Source organism: Rahnella aceris (genome assembly GCF_011684115.1).
GTDB lineage: Bacteria > Pseudomonadota > Gammaproteobacteria > Enterobacterales > Enterobacteriaceae > Rahnella > Rahnella aceris.
In genome coordinates, this window is sequence record NZ_JAADJV010000001.1 from 529,590 (window position 1) to 546,987 (window position 17,398).

At 47.1% G+C, this 17,398-nt stretch carries 17 protein-coding genes; 4 read left to right on the forward strand and 13 right to left on the reverse strand.

Annotated elements, in window-relative coordinates:
- Positions 1-5: 5 nt before the first annotated feature.
- The 10 genes from GW591_RS02420 to rhtA all read right to left on the reverse strand — a co-directional run bounded on the left by GW591_RS02420 (position 6) and on the right by rhtA (position 10,040).
- On the reverse strand, positions 6-1,649 hold the full coding sequence (locus tag GW591_RS02420; protein WP_166860044.1) for a Stealth CR1 domain-containing protein: 1,644 nt from the start codon (positions 1,647-1,649) through the stop codon (positions 6-8).
- Positions 1,642-2,754, reverse strand: coding sequence for a glycosyltransferase family 4 protein (locus GW591_RS02425; RefSeq protein WP_013574692.1), 1,113 nt, complete (start codon positions 2,752-2,754; stop codon positions 1,642-1,644). Before GW591_RS02425 ends, GW591_RS02420 begins: the two co-directional genes overlap by 8 nt.
- Positions 2,755-2,816: 62 nt before the next feature.
- Positions 2,817-3,908 carry a Stealth CR1 domain-containing protein gene (locus GW591_RS02430; RefSeq protein WP_166860046.1) on the reverse strand — a complete coding sequence of 364 codons (1,092 nt, stop codon included), beginning with the start codon at positions 3,906-3,908 and terminating at the stop codon, positions 2,817-2,819.
- Between the two features lie 107 nt (positions 3,909-4,015).
- Positions 4,016-4,681, reverse strand: coding sequence for an ABC transporter ATP-binding protein (locus tag GW591_RS02435; protein ID WP_166860048.1), 666 nt, complete (start codon positions 4,679-4,681; stop codon positions 4,016-4,018).
- Positions 4,678-5,454 (reverse strand): ABC transporter permease, encoded by a 777-nt coding sequence (locus GW591_RS02440; RefSeq protein ID WP_166860690.1) that lies wholly within the window; start codon positions 5,452-5,454, stop codon positions 4,678-4,680. Before GW591_RS02440 ends, GW591_RS02435 begins: the two co-directional genes overlap by 4 nt.
- Positions 5,455-6,075: 621 nt before the next feature.
- Entirely contained in the window at positions 6,076-6,579 is a 504-nt protein-coding gene (gene dps, locus GW591_RS02445) for a DNA starvation/stationary phase protection protein Dps (RefSeq protein WP_015689551.1), read from the reverse strand.
- Positions 6,580-6,993: 414 nt separating this feature from the next.
- Positions 6,994-7,671, reverse strand: a complete 678-nt coding sequence (locus GW591_RS02450) for an anti-sigma factor (RefSeq protein ID WP_013574697.1) — start codon at positions 7,669-7,671, stop codon at positions 6,994-6,996.
- Positions 7,668-8,249 (reverse strand): sigma-70 family RNA polymerase sigma factor, encoded by a 582-nt coding sequence (locus GW591_RS02455; protein WP_013574698.1) that lies wholly within the window; start codon positions 8,247-8,249, stop codon positions 7,668-7,670. Before GW591_RS02455 ends, GW591_RS02450 begins: the two co-directional genes overlap by 4 nt.
- Before the next feature lie 65 nt (positions 8,250-8,314).
- Positions 8,315-8,878 (reverse strand): fasciclin domain-containing protein, encoded by a 564-nt coding sequence (locus GW591_RS02460; protein ID WP_013574699.1) that lies wholly within the window; start codon positions 8,876-8,878, stop codon positions 8,315-8,317.
- Positions 8,879-9,053: 175 nt separating this feature from the next.
- Positions 9,054-10,040 (reverse strand): threonine/homoserine exporter RhtA, encoded by a 987-nt coding sequence (rhtA, locus tag GW591_RS02465; protein WP_013574701.1) that lies wholly within the window; start codon positions 10,038-10,040, stop codon positions 9,054-9,056.
- A 399-nt stretch (positions 10,041-10,439) separates the two neighbouring features.
- Here rhtA and ompX point away from each other — a divergent pair, with 399 nt between their 5' ends.
- Complete coding sequence (ompX, locus tag GW591_RS02470) at positions 10,440-10,973, forward strand: outer membrane protein OmpX (RefSeq protein WP_013574702.1); 534 nt, start codon at positions 10,440-10,442, stop codon at positions 10,971-10,973.
- 81 nt (positions 10,974-11,054) lie between these two features.
- Here the strand turns inward: ompX and GW591_RS02475 are convergent, their stop codons facing one another.
- The 3 genes from GW591_RS02475 to GW591_RS02485 are packed head-to-tail and all read right to left on the reverse strand — an operon-like array spanning position 11,055 to position 13,103.
- A complete protein-coding gene (locus GW591_RS02475; RefSeq protein WP_013574703.1) occupies positions 11,055-11,819 on the reverse strand; it encodes a molybdopterin-dependent oxidoreductase in 765 nt (254 codons plus the stop codon).
- The gene (locus GW591_RS02480; protein ID WP_013574704.1) at positions 11,812-12,453 is read right to left on the reverse strand and encodes a cytochrome b/b6 domain-containing protein; all 642 of its coding nucleotides are present in this window, start codon (positions 12,451-12,453) and stop codon (positions 11,812-11,814) included. Before GW591_RS02480 ends, GW591_RS02475 begins: the two co-directional genes overlap by 8 nt.
- A gap of 26 nt (positions 12,454-12,479) precedes the next feature.
- On the reverse strand, positions 12,480-13,103 hold the full coding sequence (locus GW591_RS02485) for a hypothetical protein (RefSeq protein WP_112198490.1): 624 nt from the start codon (positions 13,101-13,103) through the stop codon (positions 12,480-12,482).
- 213 nt (positions 13,104-13,316) lie between these two features.
- On the opposite strand from GW591_RS02485, the gene GW591_RS02490 reads away from it, so the two are divergent.
- The 3 genes from GW591_RS02490 to eptB all read left to right on the forward strand — a co-directional run bounded on the left by GW591_RS02490 (position 13,317) and on the right by eptB (position 17,329).
- Entirely contained in the window at positions 13,317-13,991 is a 675-nt protein-coding gene (locus GW591_RS02490) for a heavy metal response regulator transcription factor (protein WP_013574706.1), read from the forward strand.
- Positions 13,984-15,420, forward strand: a complete 1,437-nt coding sequence (locus GW591_RS02495) for a heavy metal sensor histidine kinase (protein WP_119261414.1) — start codon at positions 13,984-13,986, stop codon at positions 15,418-15,420. The genes GW591_RS02490 and GW591_RS02495 overlap by 8 nt, the downstream gene beginning before the upstream one ends.
- Positions 15,421-15,652: 232 nt before the next feature.
- Positions 15,653-17,329 carry a kdo(2)-lipid A phosphoethanolamine 7''-transferase gene (eptB, locus tag GW591_RS02500; RefSeq protein ID WP_013574708.1) on the forward strand — a complete coding sequence of 559 codons (1,677 nt, stop codon included), beginning with the start codon at positions 15,653-15,655 and terminating at the stop codon, positions 17,327-17,329.
- Positions 17,330-17,398 lie beyond the last annotated feature (69 nt).

Below are 17,398 nucleotides of genomic sequence, written 5' to 3' on the forward strand. Positions count from 1 at the left end.
GGATGTTATAAGGTGTGCTCTTTATCAAGTTCCCAATCGGCAGCTATAGGGAATGCTTCTTTCATAAAGGTTACAACTTGATTCACTTGTATTTCAGTAACCGAGCGGTGGTCATTTAGACAGAAGACGTCACATTGATTAGCTTTAACCTTGCTAAGGAGAGTCGCTAGTTTAGATTCCAAAGCAGGATCATCGCTACTTACATACTCATATCTGATAGGAGATGAGACACTGTAGCCTTTATGATATGAATAATAAGAGGACATCAAATATAATGGGGAAATAGTGCCAGTTTCTCTAAAACGCGAACGACTTGTCTTGTCCGTCAAGTCCTTAAACTCGGATATCATTTCCTCAATTACATTTATGTTTTTTATCATAGGAGCATGTAAAGGCCAATATGAAGGCCAGTTCTTGAATTTTTTATAGAAGCATTCTGCTGTGAATAATGATAGTTGATTGGTTGGTTCGCTATCATCAAATACCTCTCCAAATACATTTGGAATTGGTTCTAAGAATAGTTTTGCAACGCTATTGGAATGTATAAAATGGCTTTTTGTTACCGGAGAACCAAAAAAATAATCATCATTAGCATAAATAAAATTCTCAGAAAGTCCTTTTATTTTATGTATCCAAGATTCTATTGCTACAGAGTTAAATACAGGAAGTACAGAGGAATCATCAAAAATATCTTTATGATCAATGATTTTAATCTTTTCATGATCGATATCTAACCAATATGGTATCTGATTATCAGTTACTATGAAGATATTTCTAACGAATTTTGCGTAATATGCAACACTCCGTAAGGAATATCGTAGTTGCTCATAGTCGACAAAACGAGTATCACTTTTTCCTTGGTTATTTCCTGAGTATAAATTTTTACTTGCCAGCCAGCGAGGATCGCTATCACTAACCCATGTGAAAACAATATCAATTGGACCATTGTATTCATCAAACATGAATGAATTCGTATCTAACATCGAATTGATATTATCGATATCTTCATTACTACGACCAAGTCGTATTGGTGCGAATGAATGTACGGTTTTGTTGATATGGGCCTTGGGAATAAATTGTATAAGGCTGTTTTTGTTCCTAGTCATAACACCAGTAGGTGTTAAGTACCATGGGTCAAATTGAATCAGAATGCTTTTATATATATATGTATCATCATGAAAATACAATTTAACGAGATCATAACGATTAGAGCCCTTTGAGATAAAAACTTTTTTTGTGAACTCTTCATGTTCTTTTATTAAATCTAGTACATTGTTTACAAAAGAGTCTTGGATTGCGATACGAATTATGTGTTGCCAAGGAACATTCACTAAGTGATAGTTTATTCCAGCTTTATCCAACAGCTTAAAGAGGACCTTCTCTTGATCGTGAGGAGTGAGGAAGTCCTCAATTAAACTTGATATTCTAACTGAGGGGTCTTTTGCAAGAATCTCTGCTTTATCATGTGATTTTTTTTTGGTGTTTGTTTTTAATATTTCTGATGGTAATACTAATTCTTGGTTTTCCCTAATCTCCGGATTAACTAAAGAAATTGCTCCAGTTTTTTTGTCTTTAAAGATTGCAGCATCTTTGAAAAATAAACGCGGAGATTTAAAGAGCTTTTTTGTTTTTCTTACCAATTTAGACATTATAAGCAACTTCCAATTCGTCAACAGATACTTCAATATCGTCAATGCCGCTCTGATCTTCATCTAAAGCGGTTGTTGTAGAGTAAGCAATTTCTAGTTTATCTAGTGAACGGGTAAGGGAGAATTTTTCATTTATGAAAGAGTCAGCATAACCGATTGAAGGATTATTAGCATAAGAAATCAATTTCTGTGAAAGAGAATTTATATTTTCATTTTCAAATAGATAGTCATCACTTCCTAATATTTCCTTGAAAGATGGAATGTCAGTTGCGATAACTCTTTTTCCTGCATTTACGGCTTCAAGAAGTACCAGGCCAAAAGACTCAAACCTTGATGGTGCAATACAAATATCTGCAACTTCAAGCGCAAACGAGGCGTCCAAAATTTTTCCAGTAAACACAACGTTTTCAGAAGCCATAGTATGTAGGCTTCTTGCTTCACTACCGTCGCCAATAACTATTAATTTATAATTTTCCAATTTTGCTTTATTGAAAGCACGGATTAGAACATCTGCTCCTTTAACTAAGTCTAACCTCCCTATATATATAATGTATTTATAGTCGTCAGTTATGTGAAACTTTCTTTTAAATAACTTTAATTTTTTGTCGTTATTATTTTCTTTATTGCAAAGAAAATTTTCTATAACAAACACTTCCCCTGTGAAATCTTTGGGTACTTCTTGTATTTGCCATTTCGCTACAGTAAATAATTTATCAGCAAAATAATATAGCGGATGATATCGAACATGCATCGACACACAGATTTTATATTTTGTAGTGAATCTTTCTCTAAGTAACTTACCTAACAAACAACCATATGGAAGATGAGCATGGAAAATATCAACTTCTGATAGTTTTTTTACAAAGAAATCATTTTTCAATAAAGTATTAATTTGGTTGTTTGGATGGGTTTCTTTTTGCTCTACCCAAAAGACATTTATTGAGGTATGAAATTTTTTTAGGATATCTTTAGTTTTAAACGCTTCGTGGCGACGAAGTATCACTGAGACTTCGTGACCTCTAATCGCTTGTTCGTTAGCAATCCCTGCAGCAATGGATTCTGAACCTGCCCATCCACCATGTGTTATTACATGCAATATATTCATATATATTATCACCTGAAATTATGGATATTTAATTCTAAATTTATCGATTATATTTATATTATTTAATCGTTAAAGTGATATTTAAGCGCAGTACTTAAGAGGAGTTGATAATTTTCAAGCGATGCTTTTTGTGTATTGAAATCATTTGCACAAAAAGAATGAGGTGAGGCATCATCCTGTTTCGCTTTTTTAAGTGCTTTAAAATAGCTTCGCGCCGCTGTTGAACGGATATTAAAGTAGTAGCAAATATCTCGTGAGGGGGCGGCCTTACCTGTAATGTAGCTTAGCCAGGGCACAAAAAATGTGGCTAAGTTGATATCCTGATTAGTCCGAAACTTGTTGGGTAAAAATCGCGTGATTTCAGGTTCGTAGGAACGCCATGCTTCTTCGAAAACACTTTTTCTAAGCGGGACGTAAGTATGAACTAATGGTGTGTCGATAAGGGATCCAAAGTCATTTTTGAAAATCTGAGAGGCCCTTTGTGATGCTGATAACGTGGGGGTATTAGTACCTCGAGCACTCATTGCCGACAGACTTTTTTGTGATAAGAATAAAGATGAAATACCATTACTTTTGAAAAAATGTCCCGCTGGTAAGGGTCTTGCAACAAATACATCATCATTGAAATAAATGAAATGTTCAGCAAGACCTGGGATCTTATGTAAATTCGCTTCTATGACATGTGAGTTAAAGGTGGGGAGGTATTTATCATCAATGATCTCTTTGTGATCAATGATTTTTATTTTATCATTTGACTCGCACCACTTTGGTTTTTGATTATCCGTGATAATAAAAATATTTCTTACCCAGGGGATATAGCGCTCAATGCTTTTAATTGAATAATGCAGTTCATCATGATTACTAAAACGCGCATCATCAGTGGCAAAATTACCTAGTGTTTCTGCGCCAACTTCAGATTTGAAACGCAAATACTTTTCTTTCCACTGCACATCTGAATCATCAACCCATGTAAATACGACATCGATGGGGAAATTAATGTGCAACAGATTTTCAATCGCAAGATCATGCCGGATCAAAATACTTTCTTCTAACTCAGGGCACTGAATTTCATTTCTGATTATCGGATATCTTTTATTGAAATAATCTCTGAAGAAAATTCCTGGGCTCTTAATGAATTTTTTGATTTTTTTCATTCGATAGAAAATCCTCAGGGGCAAAGCAATGATACATCTCTGTCAGCAATATACTGTGCGGCTACGCGCTGACAAAGGTGATGAAGGAATCTGAAAGACAAGTTCATTCAGATCCCTTCATCACTTTTATAAGTAGTAATAGCTTCATCAACCGATTCGAAGTACTTCACTTTATTATCTCTTCCAATAAACAAAGCCACATCGCAAAACTCTTTCAGTGATCCGAGGCTATGTGAAACCATCAGAAAGCTGGCTTCCTCATGTCGCGCTTTGAATAAGTCTGCGCATTTTTGTTTAAATCTGGCATCGCCGACTGCGGTGACTTCATCGACAAGATAGTAATCAAATTTAAATGCCATGCTCAGGCCAAAACCCAGACGGGATTTCATACCGGAAGAATAGGTTTTAATCGGCATATCAAAGTATTTGCCCAGTTCGGCAAACTCTTCGACAAAGGCGACTTTTTCACGTAACTGATCTGGTGTGGAATAGAGGCGGGCGACGAATTTTACATTTTCACGTCCGGTCAGGCTTCCCTGAAATCCGCCGGCCAGGCCAACCGGCCAGGAAATGGTTTTCTCCGTGTGAATTTTGCCGGAATCCGGGCGGTCAATCCCGCCGATGACGCGTAATAATGTTGATTTACCCGCGCCGTTACGGCCAATCAACGCCACGCTTTTACCTGAAGGCAGCTCAACATTGAGATCTTTAAAAACGTAATGGCGGCCTTTCGGTGTGCGGTAGGATTTTGTCAGGTTTTCGATTTTTATCATGATGTCAGCATCGCCTCTTCACGATTCCGGTAGAGGGCCAGGCCGATAAACAATACAACCAGAGTACAGGCAGCCAGATAATTCAGGCTGACGCCTTCACTGATATAACCCGGTACGACTGATTCGCGGCAAAGCTCAACCACGTGGACGATAGGGTTCCACAGCAGGTAAGGCCAGTATTCCTTCGGTATGTTATGCAAAGAAAACATAATGCAGGAAATGAAATAGAGAGGCTTAATCAAAATAGGCAGGAACTTTTCGGTCTCCGGGAATGACTTTCCGACCACCATAAATATTAAGCCCATACCGCAGGAGAACAGCACCAAAAGTATCCAGACCAGAATCAGAGTAATAAGCTTGGTGACTTCAAACTCCTCGCCCAGCAGGCCGACAATGGCCATAAGTAACACGTAAACGACCGCGTATATCAGCGCTTCCAGCATTGCTCTGGCGATAATGGTATCCACAGGGCGAACCGGGCGGTAATTAAACAAACCCTGGTTGGCTTCAATCGCGCCAATAGAACGGTTGGTAATATTGCTAAATACAAAGAAAGGGATAATGCCGTTGATCAGGAAAACCGGAAACGAAATATCCGGCATAGTGCGGTGCATCACGTAGCCAAAAATGGCCAGCATAATCAACATATGCGCCATCGGCTCCAGCGCCGCCCACAGATACCCTAACCGGTACTTACCAAAACGGGTTTTGATTTCCCTTAAAAACAGCGCTTTCACCGCCGCTTTTTGTACTTCTAAGCCACTACGTGCCATCAGATTATTCCAGTTTTTTACATTTTCCACGCTACCGCCCCTGGCTTACAGCAGCCAATGCGCTCGGAATCGGGTCGGATTGTGGGAGGCGGCACATCTTTGATGCTGCCGCAGCAGGGGAGTCACTTTTCCGTAAGTTGCATTTAGGGGGTTAATGCGGTGTCACATCCCTGTAAATTATCTTTAATTTTATTAGGTTAGGTTGGCAGGCGTTTTTCACAAAAATGCAAAGGTTGCGAAAAAATATTTCAGCAAGTTTCAGGTGTGATCGAGGTTATGTAAAATTGCTTTGAGCTATTAATTTGTATTAAATCATTCACACTGCCTATTGGTTTAAGAATTCTCTTAGGATGAAAATAAACATTAAGTTTATCAGTGGGATAATGAAACCGGTTCCAGGGGGTGAAGTTGAGAATGTAGTTGAAAATGTAACTATTTATCAGCGGGATTATTAAATGTAGATGTAAAGTTACAGGGTAAGAGGGGTTTTAAGTGCAATTCGCCAGAAGAGGATACAGGTATTTGTTATCGAAAATGAAAAGGCCAGTGACTTTCGTCACCGGCCTTTTCTTGTTAATCGCTCATTTTACCGTCGCATGATCCCGCGGTCAGAGCACATTGTTACTCAATATTTGATTCGATGAACCACAGGAATTTATCCAGGTCGCGCGATGCAGCGGTGAAAATATCTGCGGTGTCTTCATCTTCCACTTCGCCGATAGCCTTACGGGTATCGTTCGCGACAACACCATAACGTTCCGCCAGGGCTTTCAGATGTTCCTGCACGGTATGGATGTTGGTCGGGTAACTTTTCAGCGGGGTTTTATCGTTAACAACCTGCACGGTACCCAGCGCCACACCACCTAACTGCACCACACGTTCTGCGATGGTGTCCTGATGGTCAATAATCGCGGTACGGAAACCATCAAGCATTTCGTGTACGGCAATAAAGTTTGCGCCACGCATGTTCCAGTGAGCTTGTTTGGTGATCAGCGACAGATCGATGTATTCAGTCACCAGACGGTTCAGCACCTTGATAGTATTGAGTTTGACGCTTTCATCTAAATCATTGCGTGTGTAGATAAGCTCAGAAGATTTCGTTTTGACCAGTTTAGCGGTACTCATATACATATCTCCTTGTTTCATTAAAATTAATTGCTACTAATGTATTTCGTAACTGCATTCAGTATAGCAATAAATTGAAAATTTGCAGGGCGTACATTCCTATCGTTCTGATAGCGTGTGTCTTATAAGCTCTGCTGTGATTTCACTTCCAGCTTATCATGCTGATTTATAAGGTGGATAGGATTCCTCCTGAACTTCCACTTCTATTAATCTGCTAAAATAAACTAAGACTGATAATTATTTTCATTACGTGGGGAAAGATATTTTTAAATGTAAGTGACAGTGTGCGGATATATTTTTACCGGGACTTTGTTCTGGTATGGAATATGACCAGTCGGCATAACAGTTTGCCGTATTTAATATTGAAATATAACGGCGGGATAATACCCGCCGTTAATCACTGTCTGCTGTCCTTTAAAGCGCCATCGCACCGCTATACAAAACGGCACCCGTCGGTTGCCCGGTCGGCGAACCGCCGTGAGGCTCGAGGCTTATTGCCAGCGTAAAACCTGCATCCGGCATTTTCGCTGCCAGCGCCAGTTGCGTCGGTTGTTGCGTATTCAGCAAGCCGAGGGAATGCGGCTTGCCTCCCGGCGGAATGGCCCACAGTTCAAGGCTGTGATCTGCGGCGATATTCTGCGCATTGATCGGCGTCAGCAACAGGCTGCGGGTGCTTCTGTCCGCGCTGACCACCCACTGTCCGCTTTGCGTACCGGCGCTGCTGGCCAGTATCGCCACCGGCATTGGCGCTTCTGGCTGAACCAGCAGGCGGGGGATCAGCAACAATGCGGCAAGCCCGGCGGCCAGCGCCCAGCCCATATAAGCCCGCACCGGTCGTGTCGCCGGAGCCGGAAGTCTGGCCGGTTGCAGCGCAAGGTTATGCTGAATGCGTTTCCACACCGATGCAGGTGGGATGACCGGGGTTATCTGATTATCCAGTTGCGTGAAAGCTTCCTGCCAGCGTGCCACTTCGGCCGCCAGTTCAGGGTCTTCCTGCATTTTTTGCTCAAACTGAATCCGGGCCGCGCCGCGCAAGGTGCCGAGCGCATATTCAGCCGCCAGGGCGGCATGATAATGGCTTCTGCTTTTCATAGTCCTACGCAGCTCTTTAAGTGATCCAGGGCGCGACGTATCCAGCTTTTGATCGTCCCCAGAGGTTGTTGAAGATGCGATGAGACCTCACCGTGCGACAGGCCCTGATAATAGGCAAGGATCAGGCTTTGTCTTTGTTCGGCGGGCAGATGTGCGAGGCAGGTGGCCAGAATTTTGGCGTCACTGTCCTGTTGCAGCCGTTGCAAGGGGTCATCATAGTCGCTGGCATCTCCGTCATGCATTGTCTCGTCCAGTTCATCTAACTGGTTATCGCTCCCGCGCATCCAGTCGATAGCGCGGTTGCGGACAATATGGGTAAGCCAGGTCATCGGGGAACTGAGCGCCGGATTATACGAGGCAGCCCGGTTCCACGCGGTGATATAGCTGTCGTGCAACACTTCTTCTGCCCAGGCATGTCGCCGCAACATGCGTAATGCGACGGCGAATAGCCGGGGGGACGTCAGACGATATAACTGCTCAAATGCCTGACGATCGCCAACGGCCATGGCGCTCATCAGTTCGCGCTGTACTTCCGGCGCATTCTCTGGTGTTGGCTTAACGAAAAAATTGTCATGCATTCGCGCGTCCTGACTTACTGAGGTGCTGTTTCATAAGAGAAATCATGCCCTCAGTATAGCCGGTATTATTTTGGCATCAGGACGGTATCAATGACGTCGATCACACCGTTCTTCTGCTGGACGTCATAAGTACTGATGTTGGCGATATTCCCCTTGCCATCTTTGAGCTGAATATTGTGAGGTCCGTTGTTCAGGATCCACAGTGGCTGGCCGTTAACGGTTTTCAGTTCCGCCGTGCCGTTGCCTTTTTTCAGCAGTTTTTCCAAATCTTTCATTTCATATTTACCGGCCACCACGTGATACGTGAGGATGCTGGTCAGGGTGGCTTTGTTTTCTGGTTTCACCAGATTATCCACGGTACCCGCCGGTAATTTGGCAAACGCGGCGTTGGTTGGCGCAAACACGGTGAACGGGCCTTTGCCCTGCAGCGTATCCACCAGTCCTGCTGCTTTTACCGCCGCCACCAGCGTGGTGTGGTCTTTCGAATTCAGGGCATTTTCTACGATATTTTTGGACGGATACATTTCAGCGCCACCGACCATGGTGGTGCTTTGAGACATCATTGCAGCCATTGACGCGGTGCTGAGCAGCAGAGAAGCACAGATTGCGGTACGGAGTAATGTTTTCATGATGGTGTCCTTCGTCAGTTAGGAGGTGAGGTCTTGCCTCACATCTATACATACGAATGACCCTCTGCTTTTGGATGCAGGAAAAATGAAATAAATGAAAATAATTTTCAACCTGCTGATAGAAAAGAAAAAGCCACATCGGGATGATGTGGCTTTTTTATGCGATGCGGTGCAATTACTTCCCGGAAGGGGTATTTCCGGCAATATCCACCGTCTCGATTTTGGTTTTGCGCTGCAGGGTAAGTGTTGAACCGGCGGAAGCCGCGATAATCGCCGCCAGCCCGATCCACTGCGTCGCGGTCAGGAATTCACCGAGGAAGATAATGCCGGAAAGCGCGGCCATCGCCGGTTCCATGCTCATCAGCGTACCGAAGGTTTTGGCTGGCAGTTTGGTCAGCGCCATCATTTCCAGTGAATAAGGAATGGCGGAAGTGAGCAGGGCGATCAGCAAGCCGAGCGGTAAAATATCCCAACTGAAAATAGAGGTGTGTGCCTGGATTGCGCCAATCGGGAAGAAGATTAACGCCGCAATCAGTGACCCCATCGCGGCGGTGCCCGGTCCGTAACTGCTGCCAGCACGTTGTCCGGCGAGGATATAAACCGCCCAGCAGCCACCGGCGATCAGCGCAAAGCACGCACCTTTGAGGTCAACACCGCCGGCACTTTGTCCCAGGGGTAACAGGAACAGTAACCCGATTACGGCCAGCACGACCCAGATGAAATCCACCGGACGGCGTGAGGAGAACATCGCGACCGCCAGCGGGCCGGTAAATTCCAGTGCAACGGCAATGCCCAGCGGCACGGTACGCAGGGCCAGATAAAACGAATAGTTCATGCAGCCCAGCGCCAGGCCATACATCATCAGTGCACGCAAATTACCGCCGCGCATTTTCAGGCGCCACGGACGAAAATAGAGCAGCAACAGAATAGAGCCGATACCAAGACGCAGAGCCGTGACACCCTGCGGGCCGACCACCGGGAAAAGCGTTTTTGCCAGCGACGCGCCGCCTTGTAATGACAACATGGCGATCAGTAGCAACAGAATCGCCACCAGCGGTGAGGTTTTTTTCGGTAACGCAGGGACGGGCGGGCTGTTGTTATGCGTCGCTGCCTGCAGAGCGATCTGCGGATCCTGCGGCTGATTTTGTCCTGACTGTGTCATCCATTGCGCCTTTTGAGGTGATCCCATGAATCCGGAAACTTCAGATTTATAGTTTTGAAAAGAAAGGTAAAGCGCTGTCAGTGTAGAGGGAAAAGTGGCGAGAAAAAATCCTCACGAAAAAGTTTTTTTCGGAACGTGTTTGTTAAAAAACTTCCTAAAATAGTTTGTTTTTTGAGCAAATTTTTAGGAATTATCTGCTAATCTCAAAAAGTTCAATAAGTTTACCTTATAGTTTGTGTGACTAAAATCCCAATAAAATTAAATGGATAGCGTGTGCTGGAAACTTCCTGTTACACCATATGATGCTTTGGACATCTTAATTGAGGCAGAGTTTCACACTAGTTTTTGTTATATTTTCAAACGTGAAGGTTACTTTGGTTTCTCTTTTTGAGGTGGTTTATGAAAAAAATTGCATGTCTTTCCGCATTAGCTTGCGTAGTTGCACTGGGCGTTTCTTCAAGCGCTTTCGCTGACACCAGCACCGTAACTGCTGGCTACGCTCAGGGTGACGCACAAGGCGTTGCTAACAAAGCAAACGGCTTCAACTTAAAATACCGCTGGGAACAAGATAGCAACCCACTGGGCGCTATCGGTTCTTTCACTTACATCGAAGATGACAGCTCTCCTGCATCTGGCGACTACCGTAAAGCACAATACTACGGTCTGACTGCGGGTCCTGCTTACCGTCTGGCTGACTGGGTTTCCATCTACGGTGTTGTGGGTGTTGGCTACGGCAAATTCCAGTACAACGAAGCGGCAGCATCTACTGCTAACCGTGAAAAAAATGACACCAGCGATTACGGTTTCTCTTACGGTGCTGGTCTGCAGTTCAACCCAATCCAGAACGTTGCTCTGGACGTGTCTTACGAACAGTCCCGCATCCGCAGTGTTGATGTTGGTACCTGGATCGCAGGCGTGGGTTACAGCTTCTAATTCTTCGCCGCAGCGTAACGCTTTGCCGTTACCCTCCCGCGAAAACAAAAACCGCTCAGCTGAGCGGTTTTTTTATGCCTGTCAGATCCCGCTGAACCAGTTATAACCCTGATCTTCCCAGTAGCCGCCGGGATATTCATTGGTGACGAAAATCGCGCCAATATGTTTGGCGTTTTTAAAGCCGAGTTTGGTTGGCATCCGCAGGCGTAACGGGTAACCAAAATCGGGGGGTAAGGGTTTGCCGCCAAAATCCAGAGCCAGAATGGTTTGCGGATGCAGTGCCGTCGCCATATCAATACTGGAATAATAGCGGTCGTCACATTTGAATCCGACATATTTGGCTGTCAGATCCGCGCCGACGTGTTGCAGAAACGTTTTCAGCGGTACGCCTTTCCACTGGCCGATGGCGCTCCAGCCCTCAATGCATATCAGCCGGGTGATCTGGCTTTCCTGCGGCAGGCGCTGCAATTGTTCCAGTGTCCACGGCGCTTTCTTTTGCACCAAACCGGAGACTTCCAGCCGGTAATTGGGGATGTCGATTTCCGGCACGTTGTATTCGGGGTAATACGCATTGAAACGAAACGGTGTGGTGATTTGATCGGCGCGATAGGTTTGCGCCAGTTTCTGGCCGCTGAACAGCCAGCTTTGTACCCGGTCGTTCCAGCGGGACATCGCCCACAGCACTTTATCGACCTGATCGCCGTCCTGCAGATTACAGCCGGTAAGCATCGAAACCGCGCCCAGCGTAAGGCCGGAGCGCAATAACATACGGCGTTGAATATTAACCAGTTGCTTGCGCTGATCGGGTTCAAGAATAATTTTTGGCCGCTGTGTTTTATCACTCATCGGCTCGGTCCTCCGTGCTAATTTTTTTGCCGCCGGTCAGCATCGCCACGAAGGTTTTCGGCACCAGCAGAACCATCAGTACGTGAATAATGACGAACAGCAGTACGCCGCTCATCGCAAAGAAATGCACATAACGGGCGATATCAAAACCGCCAAACAACCAGACCAGACCGCTGAACTGCGCGGGTTTCCAGATCGACAAACCCGACAGCACCAGCAGCGCGCCCAGCAACAGAACACCGCTGTACATCAGTTTTTGCACCGCGTTGTACTGACCCAGCTTGTGCGGGAGTTTGAATGTCAGTGCGCGAACGCTATCGCGCCAGACCGTACGGGGCGAAAAGGGGAAAAAGTCGCGTCTGAAATGACCGCTGAAAATCCCCCACAGCAGATAGAACAGGGCATTGGCCGCCAGCAGCCACATTACCGCCAGATGCCAGGCAATATTGCCACCCAGCCAGCCGCCGAGGGTGGTGTTCTGCGGGAAAGTGAAAGCGAAAAGCGGGTCGGCGTTATAAATCCCCCAGCCGCTCATCACCATGCCGATCATTGCCAGCAGATTGATCCAATGACAAATGCGAACCGGCCAGGAATGAATCCGGCGCTTCCGGGGCGATGAGAGCTGAGGTTTCACGCTTAATCTCCTGTTGTTCGGCCGGATTACATCGGCGGCGCGATGCCGTCTTTACCGGCAGCAATACCACGGGCAACCAGTGCACCTTTGTCATCTTTCATGGCAAACAATACGATTTTAGTGCCCGGTTTCAGCAGGCTGCGGTCGCCCGGCGCCAGCAGAACAACCGGTACATCGTCAGGCACAATGACCGTTTTCTCGGCATCGTGATATTTCACGGTCAGGGTGCGGCCATTGCTGTTCACCAGCTTGCCGACGGTGCCGTTGGTCATGGTATTGATTTTGCCATCGGCGGATTCAAACGGATTGAAGCCTTCACCGCTGCCGCGCAGGCTGGGTGCGAATACGTGCACTTCCAGTGCTTTCAGCGTGCCATTAGCCTGCGGAACGGCGGCCGTCCCGATGAAGCTGTCCGCTTTGATATCGCTGATCTGCCCTTTGGTGACGGCATTGATCTTGGTCTGGTCGGTCAGCTTAACGTCGAGTTTTTCGCCCTGACGTGTGGTGATTTGTACCGATGAGTCATTAACTGAGTCAATGGTTCCGCGTGTAGGTTTAATCACATTATCGGCGGCAAATGCCGATGTCATCCCGCTGCACATCAGCAGGGAACCCAGTAACAGACCAGCGAGACGTGTTGGTGCATTCATGATTAATTCTCCATTTTCCAGCGTTTTTTCATTCTGTTAGATGAATCACTGAACCTGCCAGTGATGAATAACTTTCTTAAGAGTGGACGATAAACCGGTATTGGCTGATGACAAATTGATGACAAAATTGTCATCAAAGGTGTCTGACGAAACTGATAAACTTTCGGGTGAATCATTCTCTAGGTGAATGGTCATGCGGCGCTGAGGGCCTGAATGCGAATACTGGTGATTGAAGACGATGTCAGTACAGGCGATTACCTGAAAAAAGGGCTGACAGAAGCAGGTTACAGCGTAGATCTGGCGCGCAACGGTGCCGACGGCCTGTTTCTGGCGCTGGAAGAGGGGTACGACGCGGTGATCCTCGACGTCATGCTGCCGGGGCTGAACGGCTGGCAGGTGATGGAAGTCCTGCGCAAAAAAAGCGACGTGCCGGTACTGTTTCTCACCGCCCGCGATGAAGTACAGGATCGCATTCACGGGCTGGAGCTGGGGGCTGACGACTATCTCATCAAACCGTTCTCCTTCACCGAACTGGTGTTGCGTATCCGCACCTTGCTGCGCCGCCCGGCCGCCCGTGAGCCGGATGCGTATTCGGTGGCGGATCTGAATCTTGATGTGCTGCGCCGCCGCGTGACCCGTCAGGATCAGACCATCGCACTGACCAATAAGGAATTCATGTTGCTGCAGTTGCTGATGCGCCGCGAGGGTGAGGTTCTGTCGCGCACCATGATCGCCTCGCAGGTCTGGGACATGAATTTCGACAGTGATACCAATGTAGTGGATGTCGCCATTAAGCGCCTGCGTGCCAAGGTTGACCGCAGCTTTGAGGTGAAACTGATCCATACCGTGCGTGGCATTGGTTACGTGTGCGAAGTGCGACATGAGTGATCGTCAATTGACTCACCTCCCGAAACGCGCCATGTCGCTGACGCTTCGCGCCACCTTACTTTTCGCGCTGATCGCCTCGATGGTGGTCAGTGCCGTCGGTTTCTACCTCTATTACTCGATGGATAAAGAACTGGTACGCCGCGCGGATTACCAGGTCAGCGGGCGTGTGCAGTATTTCCGTCATCTGCTTGCCAACGAATTCCCGCTGTCGCAACTCAGCCGTAATCCCGGCCTGTTTGAAAATATGCTTGGCAATGAGCGCGATATCCTGACGTTTCGTCTGTCCGGTGAGAAGCTATTGATCAACGTCAATCCGTCGCGGCTGGCATTGCCCCCGGTAGCGGCGGTGCCTGACGGCCAGCCGCTGACGCTGAATACGGTGCATCATCTCACCGCCGCCGATGGTACGCCGGTACGCTTTGCCCGTGCGGCGGTACAGATTCAGGACGGGCGGACAGTTGAAATCACCGGCGCGCATTTCATGACCGAGGAGTCGCGTCTGTTGCAGACTTTCCGCTGGGAAATTATTGGCGCGGTGTTATTCGCTTATTTGCTGATTGCCGCACTGGGTTATCTGGTGATCCGCCGCGGATTGCGGCCGCTGCGCAATATGGCGCATGAAGCGGCGCAGATCCATCCGGCCAGTCTGTCTACGCGTTTGTCTTCGGAAAATGCGCCGCAGGAATTGCAGCAATTAATTTATTCTTTCAATGACATGCTGGACCGGCTCGCCGAGGGGTATCAGCGGCTGACGCAATTTTCCGCCGATCTGGCGCATGAAATCCGCACCCCGGTGGGGGCACTGATGGGGCATTGTCAGGTGGCGTTATATCAGCCCCGGACGGTGGAAGAATACGAAACGCTGCTGGCGAACAATATAGAAGAGCTGGAACGCATTTCACGTATGGTGGAAAACATTCTGTTCCTGGCGCGTGCTTCCGATGCGCGCTCGGTTCTGACCATCACCAGTATTGATGTTTCATCTGAAATTACCCGTATCCAGGAATATTTCGAAGGGCTGGCCGAAGAGCGTGAAATGACGCTTCACGGGCAAGGTGAGGGAACCTTGCATGCGGATGCGATCCTTTTCCAGCGCGCGCTGAGTAATCTGGTCGCTAATGCGGTGCGTTATGGCCGCGAGGGAAGTGCCATCGTGCTGCGCGCCGAACCCCATGCAAAAGGCATGAATATCCGGGTGATCAGTCAGGGTGAGCCTGTTCCGCCGGAAAAACTCGGAAAACTTTTCGACCGCTTCTATCGCGCGGATGCTTCACGTAGCGAAGGTGGCAGTTCCAGCGGCCTTGGATTGTCGATTGTTCAGGCCATTATGGCCCTGCATCAGGGAAGTGTCAGCGTAACCAGTTCCGCACAGGGAGAAACGTGTTTTACCCTTTATTTTCCCGTATCCGACCGCAAGCTTTCTCAATAGTTTCTCAATGAAAGGGAAAAATTGCGTAAAAAAAGCCGGAATATATCTTTTTCATGTAATTGAAATAAAAAGGATTCGTTAATTTTGTTACATTATCACATTGGAAGTCACCATTCAGTTTGAACGAAAATGCTCAGCCCGGAGTCTATATGTCCTAAGGAGTGGGTTCCAACCTCCGGTATGAGCGGTTAGTACAACGCAGCCAGACTCACAAAAGAGCCAGTTATTGCCAATGCATAAAATTCGTACACTTTCGCAACAGAGCATTTCTTTGTTCGTTGCACTTTACCTGGGGCTTCTGCTAAACCTTCCGATTTTCATCCGTCGTTATCAGCAACTGCATTATGACAATGCCTTGTCGATTGCTGTCGAAATGGTTGCCTGTTTTGCCCTGGTCTATTTCCTTTGTATGTTGCTGTCGTATACCGGAAAAACCGTTTTCCGTGTCCTGATGACCGCTATCGTGATTTCCTCTGCCGCCGCCAGTTACTACATGATCCTGTTTAACGTTGATATCGGCTACGGAATTTTAGCGGCAGCGCTGGCGTCTGATTCCATTGATTTATCCAAAGAATCTATCGGAACACATTTCATCGCCTGGACCGTGCTGGTGAGTTTGTTGCCGGTACTGTTGCTGTGGCTGAGCAAAATGCCGGGTGCGGCTCTCAAACAAACGACTTTTAAAAGACTGGCGGTCAGAACCCTGCTGCTTGCGGTCTCCGGCCTGCTTTGTTACATGCCGCTGCAACTGATGGGCAAAGTGCAGGATCGCCATGACATCGTAAACAACCGCATGATGGCGAGTTATGGCGGTGTGGTTGCCGGCACGTATTCGCCGTCAAACTGGCTTTCGGCGCTGGGTTTGTATACTTACAGCAGTTACAGCCAGGCGGAAGACACCAAAAATCTGTACGATCCGGCCAAACATTTCACGTATACCGCACCGGCAGATGCCAAAGATATGTACGTGGTGTTTGTGATCGGCGAGAGCGCCCGCCGCGACCATATGGGGCTGTACGGCTACGACCGTGACAACACGCCAAATCTCGACAAAGAGAAAAATTTGGTCGCCCTGCAGGGCTATTCCTGTGATACCGCCACCAAGCTTTCCTTGCGCTGTATGTTTGTCCGCGAAGGCGGGGCATCTGAAGAGCCACAGCGTACGCTGAAAGAAATGAACGTCTTTTCCGTGCTGAAAAGTAATGGCTGGAGTTCAGAGTTATATTCCATGCAGAGTGAAGCCTGGTTCTATAACAAAACCCGTGCGGATGATTATTCGCTGCGTGAAAACATCGCGTCCGAAAAGCGCAACGCCGGTAAGCCGGTGGATGACATGCTGCTCATCGATGAAATGAAAGACTCGATGAATAACCATCCTAAAGGTAAGCATCTGATTATCCTGCATACCAAGGGTTCTCATTATCTGTATTCAGACCGTTATCCGCGTTCTTTCGCTAAATATAAGCCGGAATGTATGGGCATCGATGATTCCTGTTCCACCGGGGAAATGATTAACGCTTACGATAATTCACTGCTGTATACCGATTACTTCCTGTCGCAGGTCTTTGACCAGTTACGCGATAAGAATGCGATCGTGTTCTACGCCTCCGATCACGGTGAGTCGATTTCGAAAAGCATGCATTTCCACGGTACACCGCGTGATCATGCGCCAGCCGAGCAACGTACGGTGCCGATCATGGTCTGGGCGTCGGACAAATTCCTGGCGAATGATCAGAACAAGGCCAGTTTCCAACAACTGCAAAAAATGGCTGCCGAGAAGAAACCGGCGTTCCATGAAAAACTGTATGACACCATTCTGGGCTGTATCGGTTATACCTCGCCAAATGGCGGGATTGTCGAGCAGCACAACTGGTGCCATGTGCCTGATCAGGCAGCCGCCACAAAATAATCTTTGCTGAATCTGCCGCCTTTTTCTGATGATGGGAGAAGGCGGCGACATATCCCTCTTTTTCAGTCA

What these genes read in the sequence shown, in the direction of transcription:
- GW591_RS02425 (WP_013574692.1), bottom strand. Translation starts at nt 2,754, where the DNA reads ATGAATATATTGCATGTAATAACACATGGTGGATGGGCAGGTTCAGAA.
- GW591_RS02495 (WP_119261414.1), top strand. Translation starts at nt 13,984, where the DNA reads ATGAGTGATCGTCAATTGACTCACCTCCCGAAACGCGCCATGTCGCTG.
- rhtA (WP_013574701.1), bottom strand. Translation starts at nt 10,040, where the DNA reads ATGACACAGTCAGGACAAAATCAGCCGCAGGATCCGCAGATCGCTCTG.
- GW591_RS02450 (WP_013574697.1), bottom strand. Translation starts at nt 7,671, where the DNA reads ATGAAAAGCAGAAGCCATTATCATGCCGCCCTGGCGGCTGAATATGCG.
- GW591_RS02460 (WP_013574699.1), bottom strand. Translation starts at nt 8,878, where the DNA reads ATGAAAACATTACTCCGTACCGCAATCTGTGCTTCTCTGCTGCTCAGC.
- GW591_RS02420 (WP_166860044.1), bottom strand. Translation starts at nt 1,649, where the DNA reads ATGTCTAAATTGGTAAGAAAAACAAAAAAGCTCTTTAAATCTCCGCGT.
- GW591_RS02440 (WP_166860690.1), bottom strand. Translation starts at nt 5,454, where the DNA reads ATGGCACGTAGTGGCTTAGAAGTACAAAAAGCGGCGGTGAAAGCGCTG.
- GW591_RS02430 (WP_166860046.1), bottom strand. Translation starts at nt 3,908, where the DNA reads ATGAAAAAAATCAAAAAATTCATTAAGAGCCCAGGAATTTTCTTCAGA.
- eptB (WP_013574708.1), top strand. Translation starts at nt 15,653, where the DNA reads ATGCATAAAATTCGTACACTTTCGCAACAGAGCATTTCTTTGTTCGTT.
- dps (WP_015689551.1), bottom strand. Translation starts at nt 6,579, where the DNA reads ATGAGTACCGCTAAACTGGTCAAAACGAAATCTTCTGAGCTTATCTAC.
- GW591_RS02435 (WP_166860048.1), bottom strand. Translation starts at nt 4,681, where the DNA reads ATGATAAAAATCGAAAACCTGACAAAATCCTACCGCACACCGAAAGGC.
- GW591_RS02485 (WP_112198490.1), bottom strand. Translation starts at nt 13,103, where the DNA reads ATGAATGCACCAACACGTCTCGCTGGTCTGTTACTGGGTTCCCTGCTG.
- GW591_RS02475 (WP_013574703.1), bottom strand. Translation starts at nt 11,819, where the DNA reads ATGAGTGATAAAACACAGCGGCCAAAAATTATTCTTGAACCCGATCAG.
- GW591_RS02455 (WP_013574698.1), bottom strand. Translation starts at nt 8,249, where the DNA reads ATGCATGACAATTTTTTCGTTAAGCCAACACCAGAGAATGCGCCGGAA.
- ompX (WP_013574702.1), top strand. Translation starts at nt 10,440, where the DNA reads ATGAAAAAAATTGCATGTCTTTCCGCATTAGCTTGCGTAGTTGCACTG.
- GW591_RS02490 (WP_013574706.1), top strand. Translation starts at nt 13,317, where the DNA reads ATGCGAATACTGGTGATTGAAGACGATGTCAGTACAGGCGATTACCTG.